Origin of the sequence: Nocardia amikacinitolerans (assembly GCF_900215415.1) — a bacterium.
Lineage (GTDB): Bacteria > Actinomycetota > Actinomycetes > Mycobacteriales > Mycobacteriaceae > Nocardia > Nocardia amikacinitolerans.
The window spans coordinates 317,531-340,402 of record NZ_OBEG01000007.1; the positions used below are offsets into that span (position 1 = coordinate 317,531).

At 69.0% G+C, this 22,872-nt stretch carries 21 protein-coding genes; 12 read left to right on the forward strand and 9 right to left on the reverse strand.

Annotated elements, in window-relative coordinates:
- Positions 1 to 50: 50 nt before the first annotated feature.
- The gene (locus CRP45_RS28970; RefSeq protein WP_097247908.1) at positions 51 to 752 is read left to right on the forward strand and encodes a DUF2334 domain-containing protein; all 702 of its coding nucleotides are present in this window, start codon (positions 51 to 53) and stop codon (positions 750 to 752) included.
- Positions 753 to 1,075: 323 nt separating this feature from the next.
- Here CRP45_RS28970 and gad read toward each other — a convergent pair whose 3' ends face one another.
- Positions 1,076 to 2,470, reverse strand: a complete 1,395-nt coding sequence (gad, locus tag CRP45_RS28975) for a glutamate decarboxylase (protein ID WP_097247909.1) — start codon at positions 2,468 to 2,470, stop codon at positions 1,076 to 1,078.
- A 374-nt stretch (positions 2,471 to 2,844) separates the two neighbouring features.
- On the opposite strand from gad, the gene CRP45_RS28980 reads away from it, so the two are divergent.
- Positions 2,845 to 4,206: a dipeptidase gene (locus CRP45_RS28980; protein ID WP_097247910.1), complete on the forward strand. Its 1,362-nt coding sequence runs from the start codon at positions 2,845 to 2,847 to the stop codon at positions 4,204 to 4,206.
- Positions 4,207 to 4,259: 53 nt separating this feature from the next.
- Here CRP45_RS28980 and CRP45_RS28985 read toward each other — a convergent pair whose 3' ends face one another.
- Positions 4,260 to 4,904: an MBL fold metallo-hydrolase gene (locus tag CRP45_RS28985; protein WP_097247844.1), complete on the reverse strand. Its 645-nt coding sequence runs from the start codon at positions 4,902 to 4,904 to the stop codon at positions 4,260 to 4,262.
- Between the two features lie 112 nt (positions 4,905 to 5,016).
- On the opposite strand from CRP45_RS28985, the gene purS reads away from it, so the two are divergent.
- Together purS and purQ are read left to right on the forward strand one after the other, a co-directional pair.
- Positions 5,017 to 5,253 carry a phosphoribosylformylglycinamidine synthase subunit PurS gene (gene purS / locus CRP45_RS28990; RefSeq protein WP_067791321.1) on the forward strand — a complete coding sequence of 79 codons (237 nt, stop codon included), beginning with the start codon at positions 5,017 to 5,019 and terminating at the stop codon, positions 5,251 to 5,253.
- Positions 5,250 to 5,927 (forward strand): phosphoribosylformylglycinamidine synthase subunit PurQ, encoded by a 678-nt coding sequence (purQ, locus tag CRP45_RS28995; protein WP_067791323.1) that lies wholly within the window; start codon positions 5,250 to 5,252, stop codon positions 5,925 to 5,927. Before purS ends, purQ begins: the two co-directional genes overlap by 4 nt.
- Before the next feature lie 189 nt (positions 5,928 to 6,116).
- On the opposite strand, the gene CRP45_RS29000 is transcribed toward purQ, so the two are convergent.
- Positions 6,117 to 7,193, reverse strand: a complete 1,077-nt coding sequence (locus CRP45_RS29000) for a substrate-binding domain-containing protein (protein WP_097247845.1) — start codon at positions 7,191 to 7,193, stop codon at positions 6,117 to 6,119.
- Positions 7,194 to 7,244: 51 nt separating this feature from the next.
- Here CRP45_RS29000 and CRP45_RS29005 point away from each other — a divergent pair, with 51 nt between their 5' ends.
- Entirely contained in the window at positions 7,245 to 7,670 is a 426-nt protein-coding gene (locus CRP45_RS29005; RefSeq protein ID WP_067791327.1) for a MarR family winged helix-turn-helix transcriptional regulator, read from the forward strand.
- A gap of 60 nt (positions 7,671 to 7,730) precedes the next feature.
- Here the strand turns inward: CRP45_RS29005 and CRP45_RS29010 are convergent, their stop codons facing one another.
- Positions 7,731 to 8,804: an ABC transporter substrate-binding protein gene (locus tag CRP45_RS29010; RefSeq protein WP_097247846.1), complete on the reverse strand. Its 1,074-nt coding sequence runs from the start codon at positions 8,802 to 8,804 to the stop codon at positions 7,731 to 7,733.
- Between the two features lie 133 nt (positions 8,805 to 8,937).
- Between CRP45_RS29010 and CRP45_RS29015 the strand changes: the two genes are divergently transcribed.
- A complete protein-coding gene (locus CRP45_RS29015; RefSeq protein ID WP_097247847.1) occupies positions 8,938 to 10,221 on the forward strand; it encodes a M18 family aminopeptidase in 1,284 nt (427 codons plus the stop codon).
- A 9-nt stretch (positions 10,222 to 10,230) separates the two neighbouring features.
- Here the strand turns inward: CRP45_RS29015 and CRP45_RS29020 are convergent, their stop codons facing one another.
- From CRP45_RS29020 to CRP45_RS29030, 3 genes are read right to left on the reverse strand one after another with little or no spacing between them, the layout of a single operon-like run.
- Positions 10,231 to 10,704, reverse strand: a complete 474-nt coding sequence (locus tag CRP45_RS29020; RefSeq protein WP_097247848.1) for an NUDIX domain-containing protein — start codon at positions 10,702 to 10,704, stop codon at positions 10,231 to 10,233.
- Between the two features lie 21 nt (positions 10,705 to 10,725).
- Positions 10,726 to 11,196 (reverse strand): NUDIX domain-containing protein, encoded by a 471-nt coding sequence (locus tag CRP45_RS29025; protein WP_097247849.1) that lies wholly within the window; start codon positions 11,194 to 11,196, stop codon positions 10,726 to 10,728.
- Between the two features lie 11 nt (positions 11,197 to 11,207).
- Positions 11,208 to 12,437, reverse strand: a complete 1,230-nt coding sequence (locus CRP45_RS29030) for a helix-turn-helix domain-containing protein (RefSeq protein WP_245910539.1) — start codon at positions 12,435 to 12,437, stop codon at positions 11,208 to 11,210.
- Between the two features lie 330 nt (positions 12,438 to 12,767).
- On the opposite strand from CRP45_RS29030, the gene CRP45_RS34070 reads away from it, so the two are divergent.
- Together CRP45_RS34070 and CRP45_RS29035 are read left to right on the forward strand one after the other, a co-directional pair.
- Positions 12,768 to 12,920, forward strand: coding sequence for a hypothetical protein (locus CRP45_RS34070; RefSeq protein WP_179831047.1), 153 nt, complete (start codon positions 12,768 to 12,770; stop codon positions 12,918 to 12,920).
- Between the two features lie 46 nt (positions 12,921 to 12,966).
- Positions 12,967 to 14,442, forward strand: coding sequence for an AAA family ATPase (locus CRP45_RS29035; protein WP_245910540.1), 1,476 nt, complete (start codon positions 12,967 to 12,969; stop codon positions 14,440 to 14,442).
- 8 nt (positions 14,443 to 14,450) lie between these two features.
- On the opposite strand, the gene CRP45_RS29040 is transcribed toward CRP45_RS29035, so the two are convergent.
- On the reverse strand, positions 14,451 to 15,776 hold the full coding sequence (locus CRP45_RS29040) for a glycosyltransferase 87 family protein (protein WP_097247851.1): 1,326 nt from the start codon (positions 15,774 to 15,776) through the stop codon (positions 14,451 to 14,453).
- A gap of 127 nt (positions 15,777 to 15,903) precedes the next feature.
- On the opposite strand from CRP45_RS29040, the gene purL reads away from it, so the two are divergent.
- Both purL and CRP45_RS29050 read left to right on the forward strand, forming a co-directional pair.
- Entirely contained in the window at positions 15,904 to 18,198 is a 2,295-nt protein-coding gene (purL, locus tag CRP45_RS29045; protein ID WP_067791338.1) for a phosphoribosylformylglycinamidine synthase subunit PurL, read from the forward strand.
- Between the two features lie 18 nt (positions 18,199 to 18,216).
- Positions 18,217 to 19,950 carry an alpha/beta hydrolase gene (locus CRP45_RS29050; RefSeq protein WP_097247852.1) on the forward strand — a complete coding sequence of 578 codons (1,734 nt, stop codon included), beginning with the start codon at positions 18,217 to 18,219 and terminating at the stop codon, positions 19,948 to 19,950.
- Between the two features lie 58 nt (positions 19,951 to 20,008).
- On the opposite strand, the gene CRP45_RS29055 is transcribed toward CRP45_RS29050, so the two are convergent.
- Positions 20,009 to 20,296 carry a YiaA/YiaB family inner membrane protein gene (locus CRP45_RS29055; protein ID WP_097247853.1) on the reverse strand — a complete coding sequence of 96 codons (288 nt, stop codon included), beginning with the start codon at positions 20,294 to 20,296 and terminating at the stop codon, positions 20,009 to 20,011.
- Positions 20,297 to 20,453: 157 nt separating this feature from the next.
- Between CRP45_RS29055 and CRP45_RS29060 the strand changes: the two genes are divergently transcribed.
- Positions 20,454 to 22,187 (forward strand): alpha/beta hydrolase, encoded by a 1,734-nt coding sequence (locus CRP45_RS29060; protein WP_097247854.1) that lies wholly within the window; start codon positions 20,454 to 20,456, stop codon positions 22,185 to 22,187.
- Positions 22,184 to 22,858, forward strand: a complete 675-nt coding sequence (locus CRP45_RS29065) for a CPBP family intramembrane glutamic endopeptidase (protein ID WP_179831048.1) — start codon at positions 22,184 to 22,186, stop codon at positions 22,856 to 22,858. The genes CRP45_RS29060 and CRP45_RS29065 overlap by 4 nt, the downstream gene beginning before the upstream one ends.
- Positions 22,859 to 22,872: the final 14 nt, after the last annotated feature.

Sequence of the window (22,872 nt, forward strand, 5' to 3'; positions counted from 1 at the left end):
GGTCATGCTCGCTGCACATGAATGACACCTGCGTCGGGCACCGTTGGTTCATGAACGCTGAGCTGATCGTGTCCGTGTCGGGTATTCGGGACACCACTCGAGACGCCGCGATCGAATTCGCCGCCGAGATGGATCGTCGCGACGTGCGGTTGTCGCTGCTGGTCGCGCCGCGGTTGAAGGGCAAGTACCGGCTGGTCGACGACCTGGCGACGCAGGCATGGCTGCGCGGCAGGCGGGCCCGCGGCGACGCCATCGTGCTGCACGGCTACGACCAAGCGGCGACCAAGCGGCGCAGGGCCGAGTTCGCCACGCTGCCCAAGCACGAGGCCAAGCTGCGGCTCACCGCGGCCGACCGGGTGCTGGAGCAGGTCGAACTGCGCACCCGGCTGTTCGCCGCGCCGCGCTGGGACGCCTCGGCGGGCGCCATCGCCGCGCTGCCCGAGACGGGTTTCCGGCTGGCGCTCGGGCTCACCTCGATCCTCGAGCTGGAGCGCAACGCGGCGCAGAAGTCGCGCGTCTACGGCATCGGCGAAGGCTTCCGCGCCGAGCCGTGGTGGTGCCGCGCCCTGGTGATGGGCGCGGCGAGGACCGCGCGGCGCGGCGGCGTGCTGCGCTTGGCGATCTCCGGGGCGCAGTTGCAGCGTTCGGGTCCGCGCCAGGCGATGCTCGACGCGGTGGATCTGGCGCTGTTCCACGGCGCGGTGAGCGATGTGTATCGCTGGGAGCCGTTCGACCTGATGCGCGCGGCCTGACGGTCGCGGGCCGAGGTACGCCCGCCGCCGGGAATGGCGATCGATGGCGGCGGGCGTACCTCAGTCCACTGGGGCACCGTCGGGCAACGGCTGTGGTCGGCCTCGTCATGGCAGCAGCGGGTATACGCCTGGTGGGCGCGGTCCGGGTGCGGTCTGTCGATAGGCCGCGCGCGGAATGCGGGGTACGTCCGACGGGTGCGGCCGGACGAGTTCGTCGGGCGCCTGCGCATGGCTGGAGGGTGCGGCGGTCCGCCGAACGGGGGCGCAGTCGGGCGCGGTCCGTCATCAGATCGCGAATGGCCGGAGCGGAGGCGGAGGTACGCCTACGCGGTGGGTTTCGCGCCAGGGACCTTGGGCTTCGCGTTGTGGGTGAAGCCGCCCGCTTCCGCCCTGCTCAGCGAGACCTTCATCGGGTGGCTGGCCAGCTGCCGCACGCTGCGGTCGATGTCGGCGAGCAGCAGGTCCACCATGTCGTGAGTGAAGCCGTGCCGGATCACCGCGCGCATGACAGTCTCCGATCCGCGATCGGGCGGCAGCGGGTAGGCGGCGATCAGCCAGCCTCGGGTGCGCAGCCGATCGGACAGGTCGTAGAGGTTGAAGCCGGGCGAGCCGGTCAGCCGCCAGCACACCGCGGCGATGCCGCGATTGGGATCGCCGTCGTGGATCAGCTCGAACTCCTCGAATTCGGTCAACCCGGCCGCCAGGTGCCCGGCGACCCGGTAGATCGCCTCCTGCAACCGCGTGTAGCCGAGCCTGCCGAGCCGGATGAAGTCGTAGTACTGCGTGATCACCTGCCCGCCGGGGCGGGAGAAGTTCAGGTTGAAGGTGGCCATGCTGCCGCCGAGGTAGTCGACGTCGAAGATCAGCTCCGCCGGCAGATCGTCGGCCGTGCGCCAAATGGCCCAGCCCGCGCCGAGCGGGGCGAGACCGGTCTTGTGGCCGGAGGAGTTGATCGACTTCACCCGTTCCAGCCGGAAGTCCCACACCACGTCGGATGCGGTGAACGGGGCGAGGAAACCGCCGCTCGCCGCGTCCACGTGCAGCGGGATGTCCAGGCCTTTCGCTGACTGGAGATCGTCGAGCGCACGCGCGATGCCCGCGACGTCCTCGAAAAGCCCCGTGTAGGTCTGCCCGAAATTGGCGACCACCATGATGGTGTTCTCGTCGCAGTGCGCGGCCACGTCGTCGGGGTGCATGGTGAGCCGGTCGCCGCGCAACGGCACCTGGCGAATCTCGACGTCGAAATAGCGGGCGAACTTCTCCCAGCAGACCTGCACGGGCCCGCAGACGAAGTTCGGCGTGCCCGAGCCGCCGCGCTTGCGCCAGCGGAACTTGGCGGCGAGTCCGCCGAGCATCGCGGCCTCGCTGGACCCGGTGGTCGAGGTGCCGAGCGTGGTCGCGGGATCCGGGGCGTGCCAGAGGTCGGCGAGCATCCGCGCGCAGCGGCGCTCCAGCTCCGCGGTCTGCGGGTATTCGTCCTTGTCGACGATGTTCTTGTCCAGCGACTCGTTCATCAGTCTGCGCGCCTGGTCGTCGACCCAGGTGGTGCAGAAGGTGGCGAGGTTCATCCGCGAGACGCCGTCGAGCAGCAGCTCGTCGTGCACGATCTGATAGGCGACCTGCGGAAGTACTTCCTTGTCCGGGAAGCTCTCTTTCGGCGCGGGATGGTCGATCGCGGGCAGTGCGAACAGATCGTCGAATTCCGGTTCAACGGGCATCAGGGCCTCCCAGCAAGGCTGCTCATAGATTGCCGCGGATCGGGTGTCGACCCATTCTGCAATGGTTCGCTTGTACAAGCGGGCAATTCGAGCCAGTCAGACGCTTGCTGGACAGATACTCGAGGTTCGGCGGATAGGTCCGACGCAGTACGGGTCGGACCGGAGAGCGCCGATGCCCGAGCCCGGATCGAGCGAGCACTAACGGCGCGCCTCGCCCGGCAACCGCCCGGTGAATGGTGATCGCGATACGGTGATCGCCGTCGAATCGGCTCCCGCGCGGTGTGCGAATCGGATCCAGCGCCGTGCGGACCGGCTCGGCACCCAACCTCGACGAGGTGCGAACGACCCGACACGACGAAGTGAGGCCGCTGCCCATGACTTCCGACGATCCGCATATCGCCGACCTGCGCTCGCGCGTCGCGGCGCTGATGCCGCAAGCCGAACGCGATCTCGCGCAACTGGTTTCGTTCAAGTCCGTGGCCGACGCGCGGCAGTTCCCCGCGGAGGAGTGCGAGCTCGCGGCGCAGTGGGTGGCCGACGCGTTCGCCGCAGTCGGGCTGACCAAGGTCGGGTTGCACGAGACGCCGGACGGCAGCAAGACCGTCATCGCCTCGCGTCCCGCGCCGCCCGGCGCGCCGACCGTGCTCCTCTACTGCCACTACGACGTGCAGCCGCCACTCGACGAGGCCGCGTGGCGGACGCCCGCCTGGGAGCTCACCGAGAAGGACGGTCGCTGGTACGGGCGCGGCGCGGCGGACTGCAAGGGCAACATCGTCATGCACCTGACGGCCCTGCGCGCCATCGGTTCCGAGCTACCCGTCGGCGTCATCCTGGTCGCCGAGGGCTCGGAGGAGCAGGGGACCGGCGGTCTGGAGAAGTTCGTCGTCGCCAACCCGGATCTGTTGCGCGCCGACGCCATCGTGATCGGCGACTGCGGCAACTTCGCGGCGGGCGTGCCGACCTTCACGGAAACCCTGCGCGGCAACGTGAATGTGATCGTCACGGTGGAAACCCTTGCGGGACCGCTGCATTCGGGCATGTTCGGCGGCGCGGCGCCGGACGCGCTCGCCGCGCTGATCCAGGTGCTCGCCACGTTGCGCGACGTCGACGGCAACACCACCGTCGCCGGGCTGGACAACCGGCAGACCTGGGACGGAGTGCAATACGATTCCGAGCGCTTCTGCAACGACGCGGGCGTGCTCGCGGGCGTCGAGCTCTCCGGCGACGGCACCGTCGCCGAAATGCTCTGGGCCCGACCGGCTCTCACCGTGCTCGGGATCGACGCGCCGCGGGTGGTCGGCTCGACGGCGGCGATCCAGCCCGCCGCCCGCGCCCGGTTGAACCTGCGCATTCCGCCGGGCATCACTCCGGAGCACGCGCACCGCGCCCTGGTCGCCCACCTGGAGGCGAACACCCCGCTGCACGCGAAGCTCACCATCGAGCTGGAGGGCGAAGGAGCGCCGTTCCGCTCCGCGAGCGGCGGCCCAGCCCGCGCGGCCATGGACGCCGCGCTGGCCGCCTCCTACGGCCAGCCCACCACCACCCAGGGCCAGGGCGGCTCGATCCCGCTGTGCAACGTCTTCGCCGACACCTATCCCGACGCCGAGATCATGCTGATCGGCGTCGAGGAGCCGAAATGCCTGATCCACGCACCCAACGAAAGTGTGGACCCCTCCGAAATCCAACACATGGCCCTGGCGGAAGCCATCTTCCTCACCAGCTACGGTCACGACTGAAGGTCACCTGCACCGTGCGTGACGGGCTGGAGGTGACCTTCGGTCGGCCGTCGTCAGAATTTGCGCTGGTTCTCCGGTTCGAGGACGGTGAATTCGGTTCCGTCGGGGCCCATTTCGGCGAGTCGGCCGAAGTAGATGCCGCGGGCCTCCTCCTGGATGATGCCGTAGTGGATAGGTAGTGCGGTGCGCGGGGCGACGGCGCGCAGGTAGTCGACGGCCTCGCTGATCCGCATCCACGGCGCGGCGGCGGGAATGGCGAGCACGCCGACCTGGACCGGCGGCACCCAGAGCGAGTCGCCGGGGTGCACGAGCTGGGCGGGGTCGTCGGCGGTGCCGAGCTGGAAGACGGTGTTGTCGATGACCGGGATGTCCGGATGGATCACCGCGTGCCTGCCGCCACCTCCGGTGATCTGCAGATCGCCGAGCCGAAGCACGTTGCCCGCGTGCACGGCCTCCCACCGCCCGCCGCGCTGAGCCGCGGTCTGCGGATCGGACAGCACCCTGGCCTGTGGATTGGCCTCGAGCAGCGCGTCGATGCGGTTCGGGTCGATGTGATCGGGGTGCTGGTGGGTGACGGCGATGGCGTCCAGGCCGGTGATGCCCTCGAAGCCGTGCGAGAACGTGCCCGGATCGAAGAGCACCTTCGCGCCGTGCAGCTCGACGAGGATGCAGGAGTGGCCGAAATGGGCTATACGCATTCCGCCATGCTATTGGCAGCGTGTCGATTTTCACCCGACCCCGCAGGTAGCTCGCCCACCCTGAGCAACTAGGCTGCTCAGGTAACCCCCCACACCACCTGAGGAGCAACGCGTGGCACGAGTCGTGGTCGAGGTGATGCCGAAGGCCGAAATCCTGGATCCGCAGGGGCAGGCCATTGTCGGCGCGCTCCCGCGCCTGGGATTCGCCGGGATCGGTGATGTGCGGCAGGGCAAGCGATTCGAGCTCGAGGTGGACGAGAGCGTCAGCGACGCCGAGCTCGAGCAGATCGCCGAAGGCCTGCTCGCCAACACCGTGATCGAGGAGTGGAAGGTGGTTCGCCTCCCATGACGGCGCGCATCGGGGTCATCACCTTTCCCGGCACGCTCGACGACGTCGACGCTGTGCGCGCGGTGCGTCTCGCCGGCGCCGAGGCGGTCAACCTGTGGCACGCCGACGCCGATCTGAAGCAAGTCGACGCGGTCGTCGTGCCAGGCGGCTTCTCCTACGGCGACTACCTGCGCGCGGGCGCCATCGCCAGGTTCGCGCCGGTGATGGGCAAGGTCGTGCAGGCCGCGGGCCAGGGCATGCCGGTGCTCGGCATCTGCAACGGCTTCCAGGTGCTGTGCGAGGCCGGTCTGCTGCCCGGCGCGCTGACCCGCAACGAGGGTCTGCACTTCATCTGCCGCGACGAGTGGCTGACCGTCGAGTCGGTCTCCACCGCGTGGACGTCCCGCTACGAGCCGGGTGCGCAGATCCTGGTCCCGTTGAAGTCCGGCGAGGGCCGCTACCAGGCCTCGGCCGCCGTGCTCGACGAGCTCGAAGGCGAGGGCCGGGTGGTCTTCCGCTACTCGGGCGACAACCCGAACGGCTCGCAGCGCGGCATCGCGGGCATCGCCTCGGCCAACGGCCGGGTGGTCGGTCTCATGCCGCACCCCGAGCACGCGACCGAGCCGCTGACCGGCCCGAGTGACGACGGTCTCGGACTGTTCCTCTCGGTGCTGGACACGCTGGTCTCGGCCTGACGCGACACTACGGCCCGGGTTGATCCAGGCTCCCGCATCGGGAAGCCGGTCGATCCGGGCCGTTTCGCGTTTCGGCACCCACAGCCGGATGATCCGGCGCCGTTTCGCTTTTCCGCGTCGGGAGCCGGGCTGTCCGAGTGGGTCGTGTTCGCGGCTCACCAGATCCGGTCTGTCCGGGTGGTCCGCGGTTCACCAGATCCGGTCGATGATGTCGAATTCGACGCCGTCGGCCCTTGCGAGATAGCCGGGCTGGATCGCTTGGTTGCCTACGAATCCCCGTGGGCCGCCCGGTGTTTGGAAGTGCACGCCGTCGGCGAGCGCGCGTTGCAGGCTCGGCACGTCCAGCGATCCGACGGTCTCGGCCAACCCGCGCAGCGCGTGGATGGCCTCGTAGGTCGCGTTGCTGAAGGTGGTGAGGGCGGGCGCGAAGCGGCCGTGCATCCTGCGATAGCGGGCCTTGCGGTCCCTGCCGTCGGTGAGCTTCTCGTTCAGGAAGAAGCTGGACGGCACGTAGAGGTTGTGGTTGGCGCCTGCGCCGCCCGCGAGCAGCACGTTCTCGTCGGCGGCCGGGCTGACCCGCACCTGGTCGGCGGCCCGGCCCATCGCGCAGAACTGGCGGTTGAACCGCGAGACGTCCGCGCCGACCATCAGGATGATGACGCCCTCGGCGCGGTCCAGATCGGGGTGTAGCAGGAATTCGCCGAAGCTCGGCGTGCCGAGCGGGACGAATCGTTCCAGCACGATGGCCTCCGGGTCGATCAGGCTGCGCCGCACCGCTTTCGCCGTCTCGCGCGGCCAGATGTAGTCGTTGCCGATGATGGCCCAGCGGCGCACGCCGAGTTCCCTGCCGAGCCAGCGCACCGCGGCGACGGTGTGGCCTGCAGGGTGCTCGCCGACCAGCAGCACGCCCGGGAGTTCGTCGGGCAGACCTTCGTGACTGACCGCGAACAGATACGGCACCCGACCGTCGTTCGCCTTGGCCACCGCCCGCCGCACCGCAGAGGTGTGCCAGCCGGTGATCGCGTGCACCATACCGGTGGCAAGCAGCGCGGCGACCTCGGTCGCGACCTCCGCGGGCGGCCTGCCGCCATCGATATTCGTGGTACGAATTTCGCGCCCCAGAATTCCGGCGCCCCGGTTGATTTCGGACGTGGCCAGCGAAATGGCGGCGTCGCAGGAAGGCGCGAAGATACCGCCTGGTCCCTGCATGGGAACTATGTTCAGGATCTCTATCGTGCCGTCTGGGCTCTCGCCGACCGCTGACATTCGGTACTCTTCTTCTGTTCGAACGAATTCAAAAGCAGGCGGGGAAAATCAATGACGACCATTCTAAGCGGATATGTCACGCTGCATGGGGCGCTGCGTGCCGCGGAACGACGTTGGCTACGCAACCTCGATGCCGCATTGTGCGCGAGGCAGCTTTCGCCGGATCAGTGGTCGATGCTGTGCAATCTGTCGACCGAAAACGGCATCACGATGAGCGAATTGGCCAACCGCTCGCAACTGGCGCCGTCCTCGGCGACCAGGCACGCCGACTTCCTCGCCGAGCGCGGCCTGATCTTCCGGGTGGCGGCGGAGGAGGATCGGCGGCGCATCCTGATCGGGCTGAGCAGGCTGGGGGCCGAGCTGGTCGCGTCGGTGCGCGCCGAGGAGGAGCTCGCGGAGCGTCAATTGCAGAACAAGATCGGCGCGCGGCGCTATGCCGAGCTCAAGCGGCTGCTGGAGCTGGTCGCCGAGGGGTAGTCGGCGCCGTCGTCCGCCCGTGCACGGTCGTCGCGGCGGAGAAGCGTCAAGGGGGGTTGCTCACGCAACGGTGAGCGTCTCGAAGTCGACGCCCGCCGCCCGCGCGACGAAGGTCGGCTGCACGATCTGATCGCCGCGGAAGGTGAACTCGCCGGACGGGCCTTCGAGCACCGGACGGTCGGCCAGCGCGCGGTGGATGCGCGCCGTCTCGAACGAGCCCGCGGTGTCGACCGCGGTCCGCAGCGCGTGCAGCGAGCGGTAGGCGCCGTTGGCGAATCTGCTGAAGGCGGGGGCGAATCCGTGATGCAGCCGCAGGTACCGGTCGAGCAGATCGCGGTGGCCCGCGCTGCGCCGATCGGGAATCACGCTGGAGGGCACGTAGATATTGCGGTTGGCGTCGAGTCCGCCTGCGAGTAGGACGTTTTCGTCGATGGTCGGGCCGGTGCGGAACTGGCGGTCGGCGCGTCCCGCCGCGGTGAAGGCCCGGTTGAAGCGGGCCGCGTCGGCGCCGATCAGCAGCAGGATCACCCCGTCGGCCGCGTCCAGCCGGGGATCGTCGAGCACGGCGTCGAAGTCCTCGGCGCCGATCGGCACGAAGTGTTCGGCGACCACCGAGTGCCGCGGTGCGAGCACCTCGCGCAGCGCGGGCGCGATCCGGCGTGACCAGAGGTAGTCGCTGGCCACCACGGCCCAGCGCCGGGCGCCGAACTCCCGGTAGAGCCAGTCGACCGCGACCAGCGTCTGGATGCCGGGGTGCTCGCCGATCATGAAGACGCCCGGTTCTTCTGCGGCGAGCCCGTCGTGGCCGACACCGAACAGGCACGGCGCGCGACCGGCCGCCGCGCGCATGATCGCGGCGCGATTCTCCGGCATCGGTATGCCCGTGACGGCGTGCACCATGCCGGTCGCCAGCAGGGCCGAGACCTCGTCGTAGACGCGCTGCGGCGGACCGCCGCCGTCGATCGTGGTCACGCACACTTCGCAGCCGAGAATGCCGGTGCCGCTGTTGATTTCGGCCACGGCCAGGTTCGCGGCCGCCACGCAGGACGGTCCGATGATGGCGCCCGCGCCGTGCAGGGGTGCGATGTTGACGATCTCGACGGCGTCGTGGTGCCGCCCGCTCGGCAGTGTCATGCGAACCCCTGCCCTTCACGCGAGATTGCTGGATGTTCTCGTTCGCAGCCTGGGGGCTAGTTTAGCGGCGTCGGCGGAAGTTGCCGCCTATCCATGTCGGCGGTCGAGACGGTGCGGGCCCTAGGATCGGTCCATGCCGGTTTCCACCACCGCCGCCACGGCCGATGGTCTGTGCGCGTTCATCGATGATTCGCCCTCGCCGTTCCACGTGGTCCGCACGGTCGCGCGGGAACTGGACCTGCACGGCTTCACCCGGCTCGAGGAGGCGTCGGTCTGGCCCGACGAGACGATCGGACGCCGCTACGTGGTGCGCGGTGGTTCGCTGGTCGCCTGGTCGGGGACCGGCCAAAACGCCCCGTTCCGTGTCGTCGGCGCGCACACCGACAGCCCGAACCTGCGGGTGAAGCAGCACCCGGATCTGGCCTCCGCGGGCTGGCAGCTCGTCGGGCTCGAGCCCTACGGCGGCGCGTGGCTGAACTCGTGGCTGGACCGCGAGCTCGGCATCTCCGGCAGGCTGACGGTGCGAGACGGAAACAGGGTGCGCGAGCAGCTGATTCGCATCGACGACCCGATCCTGCGGGTGCCGCAGCTGGCCATCCACCTCTCCGAGGACCGGCGCGGCGTCACCCTCGACCCGCAGCGGCACGTGAACGCGGTGTGGGGCGTCGGTGATACGCCGCGCTCGTTCCTCGCCTTCGTCGCCGACAGCGCGGCGGTGGATCCGTCCGCGGTGCTCGGCTGGGAGCTGATGACGCACGATCTCGAGCAGAGCAGGCTGGTCGGACGGGACCGCGATCTGGTCAGCGCGCCCAGGCTGGACAACCAGGGCACCTGCTACGCCGGACTGCGCGCGTTCCTCGCCGCGGTGGAGGATCCCGGCGCGGCGACCCCGGTGCTCGCCATGTTCGATCACGAGGAGGTCGGCAGCCAGTCCGATCGCGGAGCCCAGTCCGATCTGCTGCCCGCCGTGCTGGAGCGGATCGTGCTCGCCCGAGGTGGCGGTCGCGCCGAATACCTTGCGGCCCTTGCCGGTTCGGTCTGCGCGTCCGGCGACATGGCGCACGCCACCCACCCCAACTACCCCGAGCGCCACGAGCCCGCGCACCGCATCGAGATCAACGGCGGACCGGTGCTCAAGGTCAACCAGAACCTCCGCTACGCCACCGACGCCACCGGCGCGGGCGCCTTCGCCCTCGCCTGCGACCAGGCGGCAGTTCCGTTGCAGCGCTACGTCCACCGCGCCGACCTGCCCTGCGGTTCCACCATCGGCCCCATGACCGCCGCCCGCACCGGCATACCCACCGTCGACGTCGGCGCCCCCCAACTGGCGATGCACTCGGCCCGAGAATTGATGGGCGCCAACGACGTTCCCGCCTACGCGGCGGCGCTAGCGGCGTTCCTCACGCCGGTGGAGTAGACCGCTGCGCTAACCCCGCGGCTCGAAACTCGGTGCGGGCTCGCCGTGTTCGAGATACCGAGCGGACCCCTCGACATGCGCGATGCGGGCTTGCCGGATACGTCGGGCAAGCCGTGGCACGACATAGTCGTCGAGTTCGTCGACCGCCACCCATTCCCAGCGGTCGAGCTCCGCTGCCTGCAGGATGACGCGCTCGTCGCCGAGTTCCCCGCAATCGAACAGATAGAGGATCTTGTCGCCTTCGCCCGGGTGCGGTGCCCAGTCGAGCACCAAGAGGCGTCGCGGCAGGCGGTCGATTCCCAGCTCCTCGCGCACTTCACGGCGACACGCGGCCGCCGGCGACTCCCCGGGCTCGACGTACCCACCCGGAACATCCCACCCGTCGCCGTACGTCTTGTGCACGAGCAGCACGTCGTCACCCCTGACGAACAACGCCCCCGCCGCCATCCGCGCCTGGGCGAACTCGTCACTTCCCTCGGTCATTCGGTCACCCTACGGAGCGCGTCAGCCGAGGTACGGATCCGCGCGTCCTTCTGCGTGGTGGCGCAACCTGAGTCGGACCGTTTCGTGCACCGGTTCGTGCTCCAGCGCGTCGAGGCTCAGATACCGCACGTCGGTGGATTCGTCGCTGACTTGCAACCGCCCACCGATCACCCGGCCGTAGTAGGTGATGTTGAACTCTTGGCGCACCTCACCGTCCGAGTAAAAGATCACATGCTCTGGATCGGTGTAAATGCCCAGAAGCCCGGTGATTTCGGTATCGAGGCCGGTTTCCTCCCTGGTCTCCCGGATCACGCACTGCTCGAGCGTCTCCCCGATCTCCATGGTGCCGCCGGGCAGCGACCAGTTGCCGGAGTCGCTGCGCCGCTGCAAGAGGATCGCGCCTCGCTCATCCACGATCAGCGCGGACCCGCCCGGCACCAGGCTGTTCGCCTTGGGCGCGTCTGGATCTCGGTAGTAGTCGCGTCGCCGCACAGCACGATTCTCTAGCGTGCGAGCGCGAGCCCGGCTCGGCGGCACAGGTCGCGGACGTCGTCGCGCATACCCGAAGGGGGACGTTTGGCGAGGTCGTGCAGCATGTCTCGGGCGAATCCGTTGTAGCGGATCGTTTCGGGGGCGGTGCGCTCGGACTTGTCGAGCAGGGCGAGGGCGGCGGTGGGTTCGTCGCGCTGGAAGTGGGCGCGGGCGGCCTCGATGGAGTGGCGGCTGCGACGTGGTACAGAGACGATTCGCTCGGCGTCGAAACCCTGTGCCGCGCGCAGCGCTTCGCCGGTACGGCGCAGCTCGACACCGAGTGTCGTGGCGTGGGCCTGCACCACCGGCAGCGAAAAGGACGTTTGTACGTGACGGTAGGACGGCCCGAGCTGATGTGCGATCGCATCGGCGTTCTCCCAGTGCGCCCACGCGTCGCCGTGGCGACCTCGGCGGGCGTGGATGTAGGCGATCTCCGCCTCGAGGGCTCCCGTGATTCCGCGCCAATCGTCGTCGGTGCTTTCTCGGTCCAAGTACGGTTGGATTTGGCCGATAGCGCTGCGGGCCAGAGCGATTCCCTCGTCCCAGCGGCCCGAATCCCGCAACGCCTGCACCATCGACCACGCACCGCAGGCGATCACGTACGGATCGTCGGCCTCGTACGCTTCGTTCAGCGCTCGGTCGGCGACGAGCCACACCAGTTCGGGCGCGGGCTGATACGCGACGAAGAAGTCGGCGAGCTGATAGACGCCGGAGAGGATTCGGCGTGCGGCGCGGCGGTCGTCGCCCCGCACCCGCGCCGTATTCTGTGCATCCCTGATCAGACCCGGCAGCAGCGTACCGAGCTGAGTGCGATGGTCCGGGCTCGAATGGCGCACCTGCCACGCCTGCCGCAACCGCGCGGCCAGATGCTCGACTCGGACCGCGCCCTTCGAGGCCGGCCGGAAGCCCGTCAACGCCGATTGCACCTCGGTGAGCGCCGCGTGCCGTTCGCCCGCGAATACCGATACCGGCACGGCATGGTCATTACCCGCCAACTCGGCGAGGTCTTCGACCTCGAGTGCGCGAGCTATCCGCAACAACATCGGCAGGCGCGGGGCCTGCAACCGCCCGTTCTCGACTGCTTTCAACCACTCCGTCGATCGCCCGACGAGCCCGGCGAGCACCGGCCGAGACATCCCGGCTCGTTCCCGCCGCCATTTGATCCGCTCGCCGATCGGCGCACTGTCATCGGGCTTACGCACGACCGCAACCTTCCGTCGCTGACCAGGTGATTCCAGCGTAGCGGGGCGACCGTCCGGCCGCCGGAGAAGCGAGTTCGCCAGTGCCGCATCGGGGTACGAAGCGTACCCGCCCGGCATCGGCACGCCGCCTACCTTCTCGACCAGCCCCGCCGCTTGATGCGGTGCTTCTGATCGACTCCTCGGCGGCGGGTGCTCACCACTTGTCGAGCGAGCAGGGAGGCGCCGGGGATGGGGCGAGCGGAACGTGAGGACGACGGCGGCGCACTTCGGGTGAGCGGTTCACCGCGCCCGGCGGAACTCGATGTGCACCTTGCGGTGTACGTACGTGGGATGCGGTTCGACTTCACCGCGTGCATGACAGCTGCGCTGTGGTTCCTTCAGGAACATCAGCAGCGGCGGTATGTGGATGCCGTGAGTGTGAGCCTCGCGGACGGCGCGCGGTATCCGCGCCTTCCGAACGAGCGGCTCAACCTGGAACCGTGACAATATTTGAGGAAGTATAGTTAGTGTAAATATACTTCCTCAAATAATGGAGGTCCCGTTGCTGGTGAAGCCTGCCGACATGTTCGATCGTGAACGGGAGTGGCGTGCGCTGGCGGGGTTCGTTACGAGTGGTCAGCCGCACGCGACGCTGGGGGTGGTGTCCGGTCGGCGCAGGCAGGGCAAGACGTTTCTGCTGGAGGCGGTCTGTGAGGCGGCCGGGGGGTTCTACTTTGCCGCGGACCAGGCCACCGAGGCCGAGTCGTTGCGGTATTTCGCCGCGGCGGTGGCGGAGTTCAGTGGGTCGGGGCTGCCGGTTCGATTCGAGGATTGGCGTCAGGCGGTCGATGCGCTGCTGACGGTGACCGAGAACCGCGAGGTCCCTGTTGTCATCGATGAGTTCCCGTATCTGGTGAAGGCGAGTCCGGGATTGCCGTCGATCATTCAGTCGGCGTTGGCGCCGCGCAGGCCCGGACGGCTGCGGTCCCGGGCCAGGTTGTTGCTGTGTGGGTCGGCGATGTCCTTCATGGGTTCGCTGCTGGCCGGTGGCGCACCGCTGCGCGGGCGAGCCGGGCTGGAACTGATCGTTCCGACGCTGGACTATCGTCTCGCCGCGGATTTCTGGGGGATCGACGATCCGCGGTTGGCGATCCAGGTGCACTCGATCGTCGGTGGAACACCCGCTTATCGGAGGGAGTTCGTCGAAGGAGACGTGCCCGCGAGTCTGGAGGATTTCGACGACTGGGTGCTACGAACGGTGCTCAACCCGTCGAGTCCGTTGTTCCGTGAGGCGAGGTATCTCCTGAGCGAGGAACCCGGATTACGCGACCCTGGTCTCTACCACTCGGTGTTGGCGGCTGTGGCCCAAGGAAACTCGACCAGCGGCGGTATCGCCTCGTACGTCGGACGCAAGGCCAGCGACATCACTCATCCGCTCACCGTGCTCGAAGACTGCGGCCTGTTGCGTCGCGAGCGCGACGCGTTTCGTGGCAACCGCATGATCTACCGCATCAACGAGCCGCTCGTCGCGTTCTATCAAGCCGTGCAGCGCCCGGACTGGACCGAATGGGAACGCGGACGGCGGACGGTGCGTCTGTGGGAACGTCGGCGCCATCGCTTCGAAAGCAATGTGCTGGGTCCGCATTTCGAGGAGGTCTGCCGCGCCTGGGTCGCCGACTACGCACCCGAGAACTTCTTCGGGGGTCACGTCACCAGAGTGGCCAGCGGAATGGTCAACGATCCCGCACAGCAGACGACGCACGAGGTCGACATCGCGGTGTTCGGCGAGCTTCCCGATGGGCGCGAAGCGCTGCTGTCCATCGGCGAAGCCAAATGGAACGACACGATGGGCCTGGGTCATCTCGACCGGTTGCGCCGGATCCGGGACCTGCTCTCGGCCAAGTTCGACACAAGCCGAACACGGCTGGCTTGCTATAGCAGTGGGGGGTTCATGCCCGCGCTGACCGAGGCCGCCGCCGCGGAGGACGTGGTCCTGGTGGACTCGAACACCCTCTACGGGATGTGACGGGCGAGTCAGGCGGTGGCCGAGGCGGTTTCGGTGGTGCGGGTCACGCCGGGGCGGTAGGTGCAGACCGCGTAGACGAGGATGGCGAAGGTCACGAGGACGTAGCTGCTGCCGAGAATCTGCTGCCACCAAGCCCAGTCGAGTTCTCGATCCTTCGAGTGGGGGAGCAACCATTGGGGGCCGATGAGGAAGAGGATGGTCAGGCAGGCGATGGTCGTGGGGAACCAGCGTCCGCGCGGGGTTCGGGCGCGGCCCTCGCGGGCGCGGACGAGGGCGTCGGCGGCGACGACGAGGGCGGGCGCCACCCAGACCCAGTGGTGCGACCAGGAGACCGGTGAGACGAGCAGGACCGCGGCGGCGTTGACCAGCAGCGCGGCGACGGTGTTGCCCGCGGCGATGAGTCGGTGCATCCAGATGGCGGCCAGCGCGACCGCGATCAGCGAGAGGGTGATCCAGATCAGGGTGGCCGCGGAATCGGGGACGCCGAGCCGGAAGGCCATGCCCTTGAGCGACTGGTTGCCCGCGAAGTACGGCGGGCCGATGCGGCCGGTGTCGGAGAGGGTGTGGAACCAGTAGTCCACGGAATCGCTTGGGAACAGGAGGAATCCGAGGCCGACCGCACAGATCGCCGAGACGACCAGGGTGCCAGCGGCCTTCCAGTCCCTGCGCAGCAGGAAGTACAGCAGGTAACCCGCGGGAATCAGCTTGATCGACACCGCGATTCCGATGAGCATGCCGCGCGGCCAGAACGGCTTGCGCACCAGGCAGTCCAGCGCGACGGCGGCCATCAGCACCAGGTTGATCTGCCCGAAGCCGTAGGTCTGCCGCACCGGTTCCAGGAACCCCGCCGCCGCGACGGCGGCGATCACCAAGGGCAGCATGGTCGTCCGGTCGAGCTCCGGTCGGATCCTGGCCAGCACCAGCCACAGAGTGATGCCCAGGCTGCCGATCGAGGTGGCAAGCACCAGCACCTCGGCCAGCGGCAGCGGCATCAGCGCGAGCGGCGCGAAGAACAGCGCGGCCAGCGGGGGATAGGTGAACGGAAGGCCGATGCCGAACACCGGCGGCATCGGGCCGTACAGCTCGCCGCCGTCCAGCCAGACGCGCGCGCCGTTGCGGTAGACCCGCAGGTCGATGTACCCGCCCCACCAGTGCACCAGCAGCGAGACGACCGCGGAGACCAGGAACAACGCGAGCGCCGCGCCCAGCCAGCGCAACTGCCTCGATGACATCGGCGAACGCGGCGACGAGCCGGTAGCGGATTCGGCGACCTCCGGGTGCGCATCCTCCGTGGCATCCTCGGCCGAATTCGCAACCCCCGATCGTTCGCTCACCCGGACAGCGTAATGGGCGGCCGTGCCCCTCACCTGCGGGGCCGCGTCACCCGCCCTCTAGACTGGGCGCCAGGCGTCTCGCCGCAACTCAGTGACAACGGCCCGGCCGAAAGGACCCTGGTACTCCGTGACTCCGCAGGTCGACACCGTCAGCGCAGCCGCAGCGACCCCCGATGTGGCGCAACCGTACAAAGAGCTGGGTCTCAAGGACGACGAGTACGCCCGCATCAAGGAGATCCTCGGCCGTCGGCCCACCGACGCCGAGCTGGCGATGTACTCGGTGATGTGGAGCGAGCACTGCTCCTACAAGTCCTCCAAGGTGCACCTGCGCTACTTCGGTCAGACCACCACCGACGAGATGCGCGAGTCCATGCTCGCGGGCATCGGCGAGAACGCGGGCGTGGTCGACGTGGGCGACGGCTGGGCGGTCACCTTCAAGGTGGAAAGCCACAACCACCCGTCCTACGTCGAGCCGTACCAGGGCGCGGCCACCGGCGTCGGCGGCATCGTGCGCGACATCATGGCGATGGGCGCGCGCCCGATCGCGGTGATGGATCAGCTGCGCTTCGGCGCGGCGGACGCGGCCGACACCCGCCGCGTCGTCGACGGCGTTGTGCGCGGCGTCGGCGGTTACGGCAACTCGCTCGGCCTGCCGAATGTCGGCGGCGAGACCGTGTTCGACGCCTCCTACCAGGGCAACCCGCTGGTCAACGCGCTGTGCGCGGGCGTGATGCGGGTCGAGGACCTGCACCTTGCCTTCGCCTCCGGCAAGGGCAACAAGATCATCCTGTTCGGCGCGCGCACCGGCCTCGACGGTATCGGCGGCGTCTCCGTGCTCGCCTCGGACACCTTCTCCGGCGACGAGTCCGGCGCCGGACGCAAGAAGCTGCCCAGCGTCCAGGTCGGCGACCCGTTCACCGAGAAGGTGCTCATCGAGTGCTGTCTCGAGCTGTACGCGGCGAAGCTGGTCGTCGGCATCCAGGACCTCGGCGGCGCCGGACTGTCCTGCGCCACCTCCGAACTCGCGGCCGCCGGCGACGGCGGCATGCACATCGACCTGACCAAGGTGCCGCTGCGCGCGGCCAACATGACGCCCGCGGAGATCCTCTCCAGCGAGTCCCAGGAGCGCATGTGCGCCGTGGTCACCCCCGAGAACGTCGAGGCGTTCATGGCGGTGTGTCACAAGTGGGACGTGCTCGCCACCGTCATCGGTGAGGTCACCGACGGCGACCGTCTGGTGGTCACCTGGCACGGCGAGACCGTGGTGGACGTGCCGCCGCGCACCGTCGCGCACGAGGGCCCGGTGTACGAGCGCCCGGTGCGGCGCCCGGACTACCAGGACGCGCTGATCGCCGACACCCCGGACAAGCTCTCGCGGCCGAAGACCCCGGAGGAGCTGCGCGCGACGCTGCTCCAGATGATCTCCAGCCCGCAGCTGTGCAGCCGCAAGTGGATCACCGAGCAGTACGACCGCTACGTGCGCGGCAACACCGTGCTCGCCGAGCACGCCGACGCGGGCGTCATCCGGATCGACGAAGAGACCGGTCGCGGCATCGCGCTGGCGACCGACGCCTCCGGCCGCTACACCAAGCTGGATCCGTACACCGGCGCGCAGCTCGCGCTGGCCGAGGCCTACCGCAACGTCGCCACCACCGGCGCCACCCCGAAGGCCGTCACCAACTGCCTGAACTTCGGCTCGCCGGAGGACCCCGGCGTGATGTGGCAGTTCCAGCAGGCCGTGCGCGGCCTCGCGGACGGCTGTGTGGCCCTTGGCATTCCGGTCACCGGCGGCAACGTCAGCTTCTACAACCAGACCGGCCAGGACGCCATCCTGCCGACGCCGGTCGTCGGCGTGCTCGGCGTCATCGACGACGTGCACCGCCGCATCCCCACCGGCCTCGGCCTCGAACCGGGCGAGACGCTGATCCTGCTCGGCGAGACCCGCGACGAGTTCGGCGGCTCCATCTGGTCGCAGGTCGCCCACGACCACCTCGGCGGCGAACCGCCCAAGGTCGACTTCGCGCGTGAGCAGCTGCTCGCCGAGATCCTCACCGCGGGCTCGCGCGACGGCATGATCAGCGCCGCGCACGACCTGTCCGAGGGTGGTCTTGCGCAGGCCGTGGTGGAGGCCGCGCTGGCGGGCGAGACCGGTTGCCGCATCCTGCTTCCCGAGGGCGCCGACCCGTTCGTCACGCTGTTCTCCGAATCGGCGGGCCGGGTGCTCGTCGCGGTGCCGCGCTCGGAGGAGACCCGGTTCACCAAGATGTGCGACGCGCGCGAGCTGCCGTGGGTGCGCATCGGCGTCGTCGACCAGGGCTCGGATTCCGTCGAGGTGCAGGGCCAATTCTCGGTTACCATGGCCGAATTGCGCGACGCCTACGAGGGCACGCTGCCGAAACTCTTCGGAGCCAGCGCGATCTGACCCCACCGGGAGGCTCGGATGGTTACCGCTGAGCTACGCGACGGGGCCGGCCGACTGGTCGGCCTCGTCGAGCGTTTCTTCCATCCGAACTACGTCGGTCTCGTCGTCGCCACCCTGTTCTTCTGCTGGTCGCTGACGCCTTCGCTGCTGCCGCGCGACTGGCTGTTCCAGGGGCTGGTCAGCGGCGTCAACGCCGCGATCGGCTACGGCGTCGGCTGCCTGCTCGACCTGGCCTATCGCAAATGGATCGCGCCGCGGGTGAAACCGCCCGCGGCGCTGGCACAGCGGCTGCCCAGCTGGCTCGGCGGGGCCCTCAAGACACTCGTCGTGCTCGCGTGCGTGGTGGTCGCGATCGTCATGCTCGTGCAGTCGGCGCGCTGGCAGCGCGAGATCACCGCGCTGATGGGCATGGACCAGACCACCACTTCCGGCTATCTGCGCACGGGCGCGTTGAGCGCGGCGGTGGTCGCCTTGGTGATCGGGCTGTTCCGCGCGGCGCGCTGGTCGGTCCGCTGGGTGGCCGGCGAATTGGTGCGGTGGGTGCGCATCCCGCGCCGGATCGCGCTGCCGATCGGATTCGTCACCGTGGCCGTGGTCGCCGTGCTGCTCGGCAACGGCGTGCTGGTGCGCGTCTTCTTCGACGCGGCGAATTCGGCGTTCAGCGTGCGCAACAGCAACACCTCGCCGAACGCCACCCAGCCGCAGCTGCCCGAGAAGTCCGGCAGCCCAGCGTCGTTGGCGGCGTGGGACACGCTGGGCTCGGAAGGACGCTGGTTCGTCTCCTACGGGCCCGACGCCGCGGCGATCGAACGGGTCACGGGAAAGCCTGCGCGCGAGCCGGTTCGCGTCTACACCGGGCTCGAATCGGCCGAGAATCCCGAGGCTCAGGCGGAATTGGCGATCGACGAACTCGAGCGCACCAAGGCGTTCGAGCGCAAGGTGCTCGTCGTGGTGACCACCACCGGCACCGGTTGGGTCGACTCGACCAGCGTGGAATCGATCGAGATGATGTTCGGCGGCGACACCGCCGTGGTCGCGACGCAGTATTCCTATCTGCCGAGCGTGCTTTCGTTCCTCTCGGACCGGGCCAAGGCCACCGAAGCCGGAAAGCTGTTGTTCGACAAGGTCTACGAGCACTGGTCGGCGCGCCCGGCGGAGTTGCGCCCGAAGCTGCTGGTCTACGGCGAGAGCCTGGGCTCGCAGGGTTCGGAGGGCGCCTTCAGCGGCCTCGCCGACCTGCGGACGCGCACCGACGGCGTGCTGTGGGTCGGACCGCCCAATTCCAACCGGATCTGGCGCGAGTTCGTCACCCGGCGCGATCCGGGCTCGCCGGAGATCCTGCCCACCTACGCCGACGGTCTCGTCGTCCGTTTCGCCGACGAACGCGCCCACCTGTGGCAGGCGGGCGCGACCTGGCTCAACCCCCGCGTGCTCTACCTCCAGCACGCCACGGACCCGGTGGTGTGGTGGTCGCCGGATCTGCTGTTCGACGAACCGGATTGGCTGCGCGAGCCGCCCGGGCCGGACGTGTCGCCGCGCATGGGCTGGTATCCGATCGTCACGTTCTGGCAGGTCGCCGCCGACCTGCCGAACGCGCAGCGGGTCAGCGACGGTCACGGCCACCGCTACGGCACGCTGGTGCTCGACGCGTGGGTCGCCATCGCCGAACCGCCGGACTGGACGGCGGAACTCTCCGACCGCGTCCGCCAGTACCTGGAGGAATCCGCCGACCGCGAGCGCGCGCTGAAATAGCCGCACCCGATGCGGGCCCGGACCCCTCGTCGCCGGGCTCGCATCGGATGGGCGTCGATCAGAGTGGTTTGAACGGATCGTGTTCGGCCATCAGCTTTTCCATCCGCGCCGCGTCGATCCGGCTGGTGGTGGAGGCGGCCTCGTGCTGGTCGCGCACCACCTTGGCGAGGGTGAAGGTGCTGGTCACCAGGAACAGCACGGTCATGCCGAGGAAGCCGCGTTGCCAGACGTCCAGCGGAAGGTAGAAGATGCCGACGCCCGCCCCGAACAAGCTGACGCCGAACGCGATCGCGGCCTGCGCGACATAGGCCGAGGTTGCTTTCGGCGCTGCGTTTGGTGTGCTCATGGACAACGAGTCTGCGGTGCGAACAGCCCGCGCGACCGCGTACAACTACTCGAGCACGGTGGGTAATTGCCGCGCGACGCGGCTGTGATGTACTTCCGCGCGTCCGCGTGGCGGTACGGGCAACCCGCCCGTCGGTGCGGAGCGCCATACTGTTCGAGTGCTCGAGAAGGCCGACACCCTGACGAAGCTGCGTGCCCGCGGCGTCGTCGTGGTGCGCCGGGCTGAGGACATCATCGACCTCAACTACGTCGGGCTGATCGTCGCGACCGTCTTCTTCGCGCTGTCGGTGACGCCGTCGCTCGTACCGAGGGACTGGCTGTTCCAGGGCCTGATCTCGGGCATCAACGCGGCACTCGGCTACGGCCTCGGCTGTGTACTCGAATGGCTGTTCCGGATCTGGGTGCGGCCGCGGCTGAAGATTCCCGGACCGCCCACCTGGGTGCGCTACGCGCTCAAGACCGCGATCCTGCTCACCTCCGCGCTGGCCGCCGCCCTGATGCTGGTGCAGTCGGCGCGCTGGCAGCGGGAGATCACCGCGCTGATGGGCATGGAGGGCACGACGACTCCCGCCTACCTGCGCACCGGACTGTTGAGCGTGGCGGTGGGCGCCGCGGTGGTCGCGGGTTATCGGACCGTGCGCGAGATCATCCTGTTCCTGGCCCGCCAGTTGAACCGGTGGGTCAGGGTGCCGCGCGAGCTGGCGCCCGCCGCGGGAGCGCTGGTGCTCGTGGTGCTCGTCGTGACGCTGTTCAACGGCGTCGCCTCGCGCGCGTTCTTCGCCGTCGCCAACTCGGCGTTCAGCGTCCGCAACGACCACACCTCGCCGAACGCGGTGCAACCGCAGCAGCCCGAGCGCTCGGGCAGCCCGGCCTCGCTGGCGAAGTGGGAGACGCTCGGCTTCGAAGGGCGCTGGTTCGTCTCGCACGGACCCTCGCGCAGTCGCATCGCGGCGGTGACCGGTCAGCCGGCGCGCGAACCGATCCGGGCCTACGTCGGGTTGGAGTCGGCCGACGGCGGCGCGGAGCAAGCCGCGCTCGCGGTCGAGGAACTGGAGCGCACCGGGGCCTTCGACCGGAAGGTGCTCGTCGTGATCACCACCACGGGCACGGGCTGGGTCAATTCCCTGGCGGCGGGTGCGATCGAGTACATGTACGGCGGCGACAGCGCCATCGTCGCGACGCAGTACTCGTATCTGCCGAGCGTGCTCTCGTTCCTCGCGGACCGCGGCAAGGCGGCCGCGGCGGGGGAGCGGCTCTTCGACGCGGTGTACGAGCACTGGTCGGCGCGCCCGCCGCAGTCGCGGCCGAAGCTGCTGGTGTACGGCGAGAGCCTGGGCTCGCAAGGGTCGGAGGCCGCGTTCGACGGCCTCGCCGATCTGCGCGCCAAGGTGGACGGCGCGCTGTGGGTTGGTCCGCCGAATTCCAACCGGCTGTGGCAGCAGTTCGTCGAGCGGCGCGACCCAGGTTCCCGTGAAGTGGAGCCGGTGTACGCCGACGGGCTGGTCGTCCGATTCGCCGACGACGCCGCCGATCTCGCGCGCCCGGACGGCGAATGGCGAGCGCCGCGCATCGCCTATCTCATGCACGCCTCCGACCCGATCGTCTGGTGGTCGACGGATCTGATCTTCTCCCAACCGGATTGGCTGTCGGAGCCGCGCGGCTCGGACGTGTCCTCGCAGATGCGCTGGGCGCCGTTCGTCACCTTCTGGCAGGTCGCCGCGGATCTCACCAACGCGCAAGGTGTTTCGGACGGGCACGGCCACCGCTACGGCAGCCTGGTGCTGGACGGTTGGGCCGCCATCGCCGCGCCGCCCGGTTGGAATGCCGAACTGGCGGAGCGGATCCGGTTCCAGCTGGAGGCGGCGGAGGAGTTCGAGCGGGAGACCAAGTGAGCGTCGGGCCGGTTCTGAAGGCACTCGCGGGAACCGGCCTCGCCTTGGCGTGGAGCAACCTGGTGCTGCCGGGGCTCGGACTGGATCAGCGCGGGCGTACGGCGGTGAACGCCTGCTTCGCTACCGGTTACGGGCTCGCACTCGGTGGACGATCCAACTGGTGGTCGGGTGATGGGGTGCGGGTCGGCGCGGCGGCCGGTGCAGTGGTCCTCGCCGGTTACGGTGCGGCCGTGGCGATTCCGGCGGTCCGCGAGAGTCTGCGTGAGTTCGCCGCACCGGAACAAGAGGTTTCGGATGTCGAGTGGGTCGCCGTGCACATTCCGATCGGCACCGTCTACAGCGAGGAGCTGATCTTCCGCTCCACGCTGGAACCGCTGCTGGACAACGCTTTCGGCGCGCGCCTCGGCCGACTGCTCGGCGCCGCCACCTTCGGCCTGTGGCACATCCATCCCGCCCGCGCGGGTTCCGAACCCGTTGTGCCGACGGTGCTGTTCACCGCGTTCGGCGGCGCGCTCTTCGGTCTGCTGCGCCGCAGCACCGGCAGCACGACCGCGCCCGCGCTCGTGCACTACGCGATCAACGCGGGCGGCGTGGTCGCGCGACGGATCGCACTGGAGTCGCTGTTCCGAGAGCGGCCCGATCGCGACTCGCGCGGTGCGATTCGGGAATGAATGAAGCGAGCCGG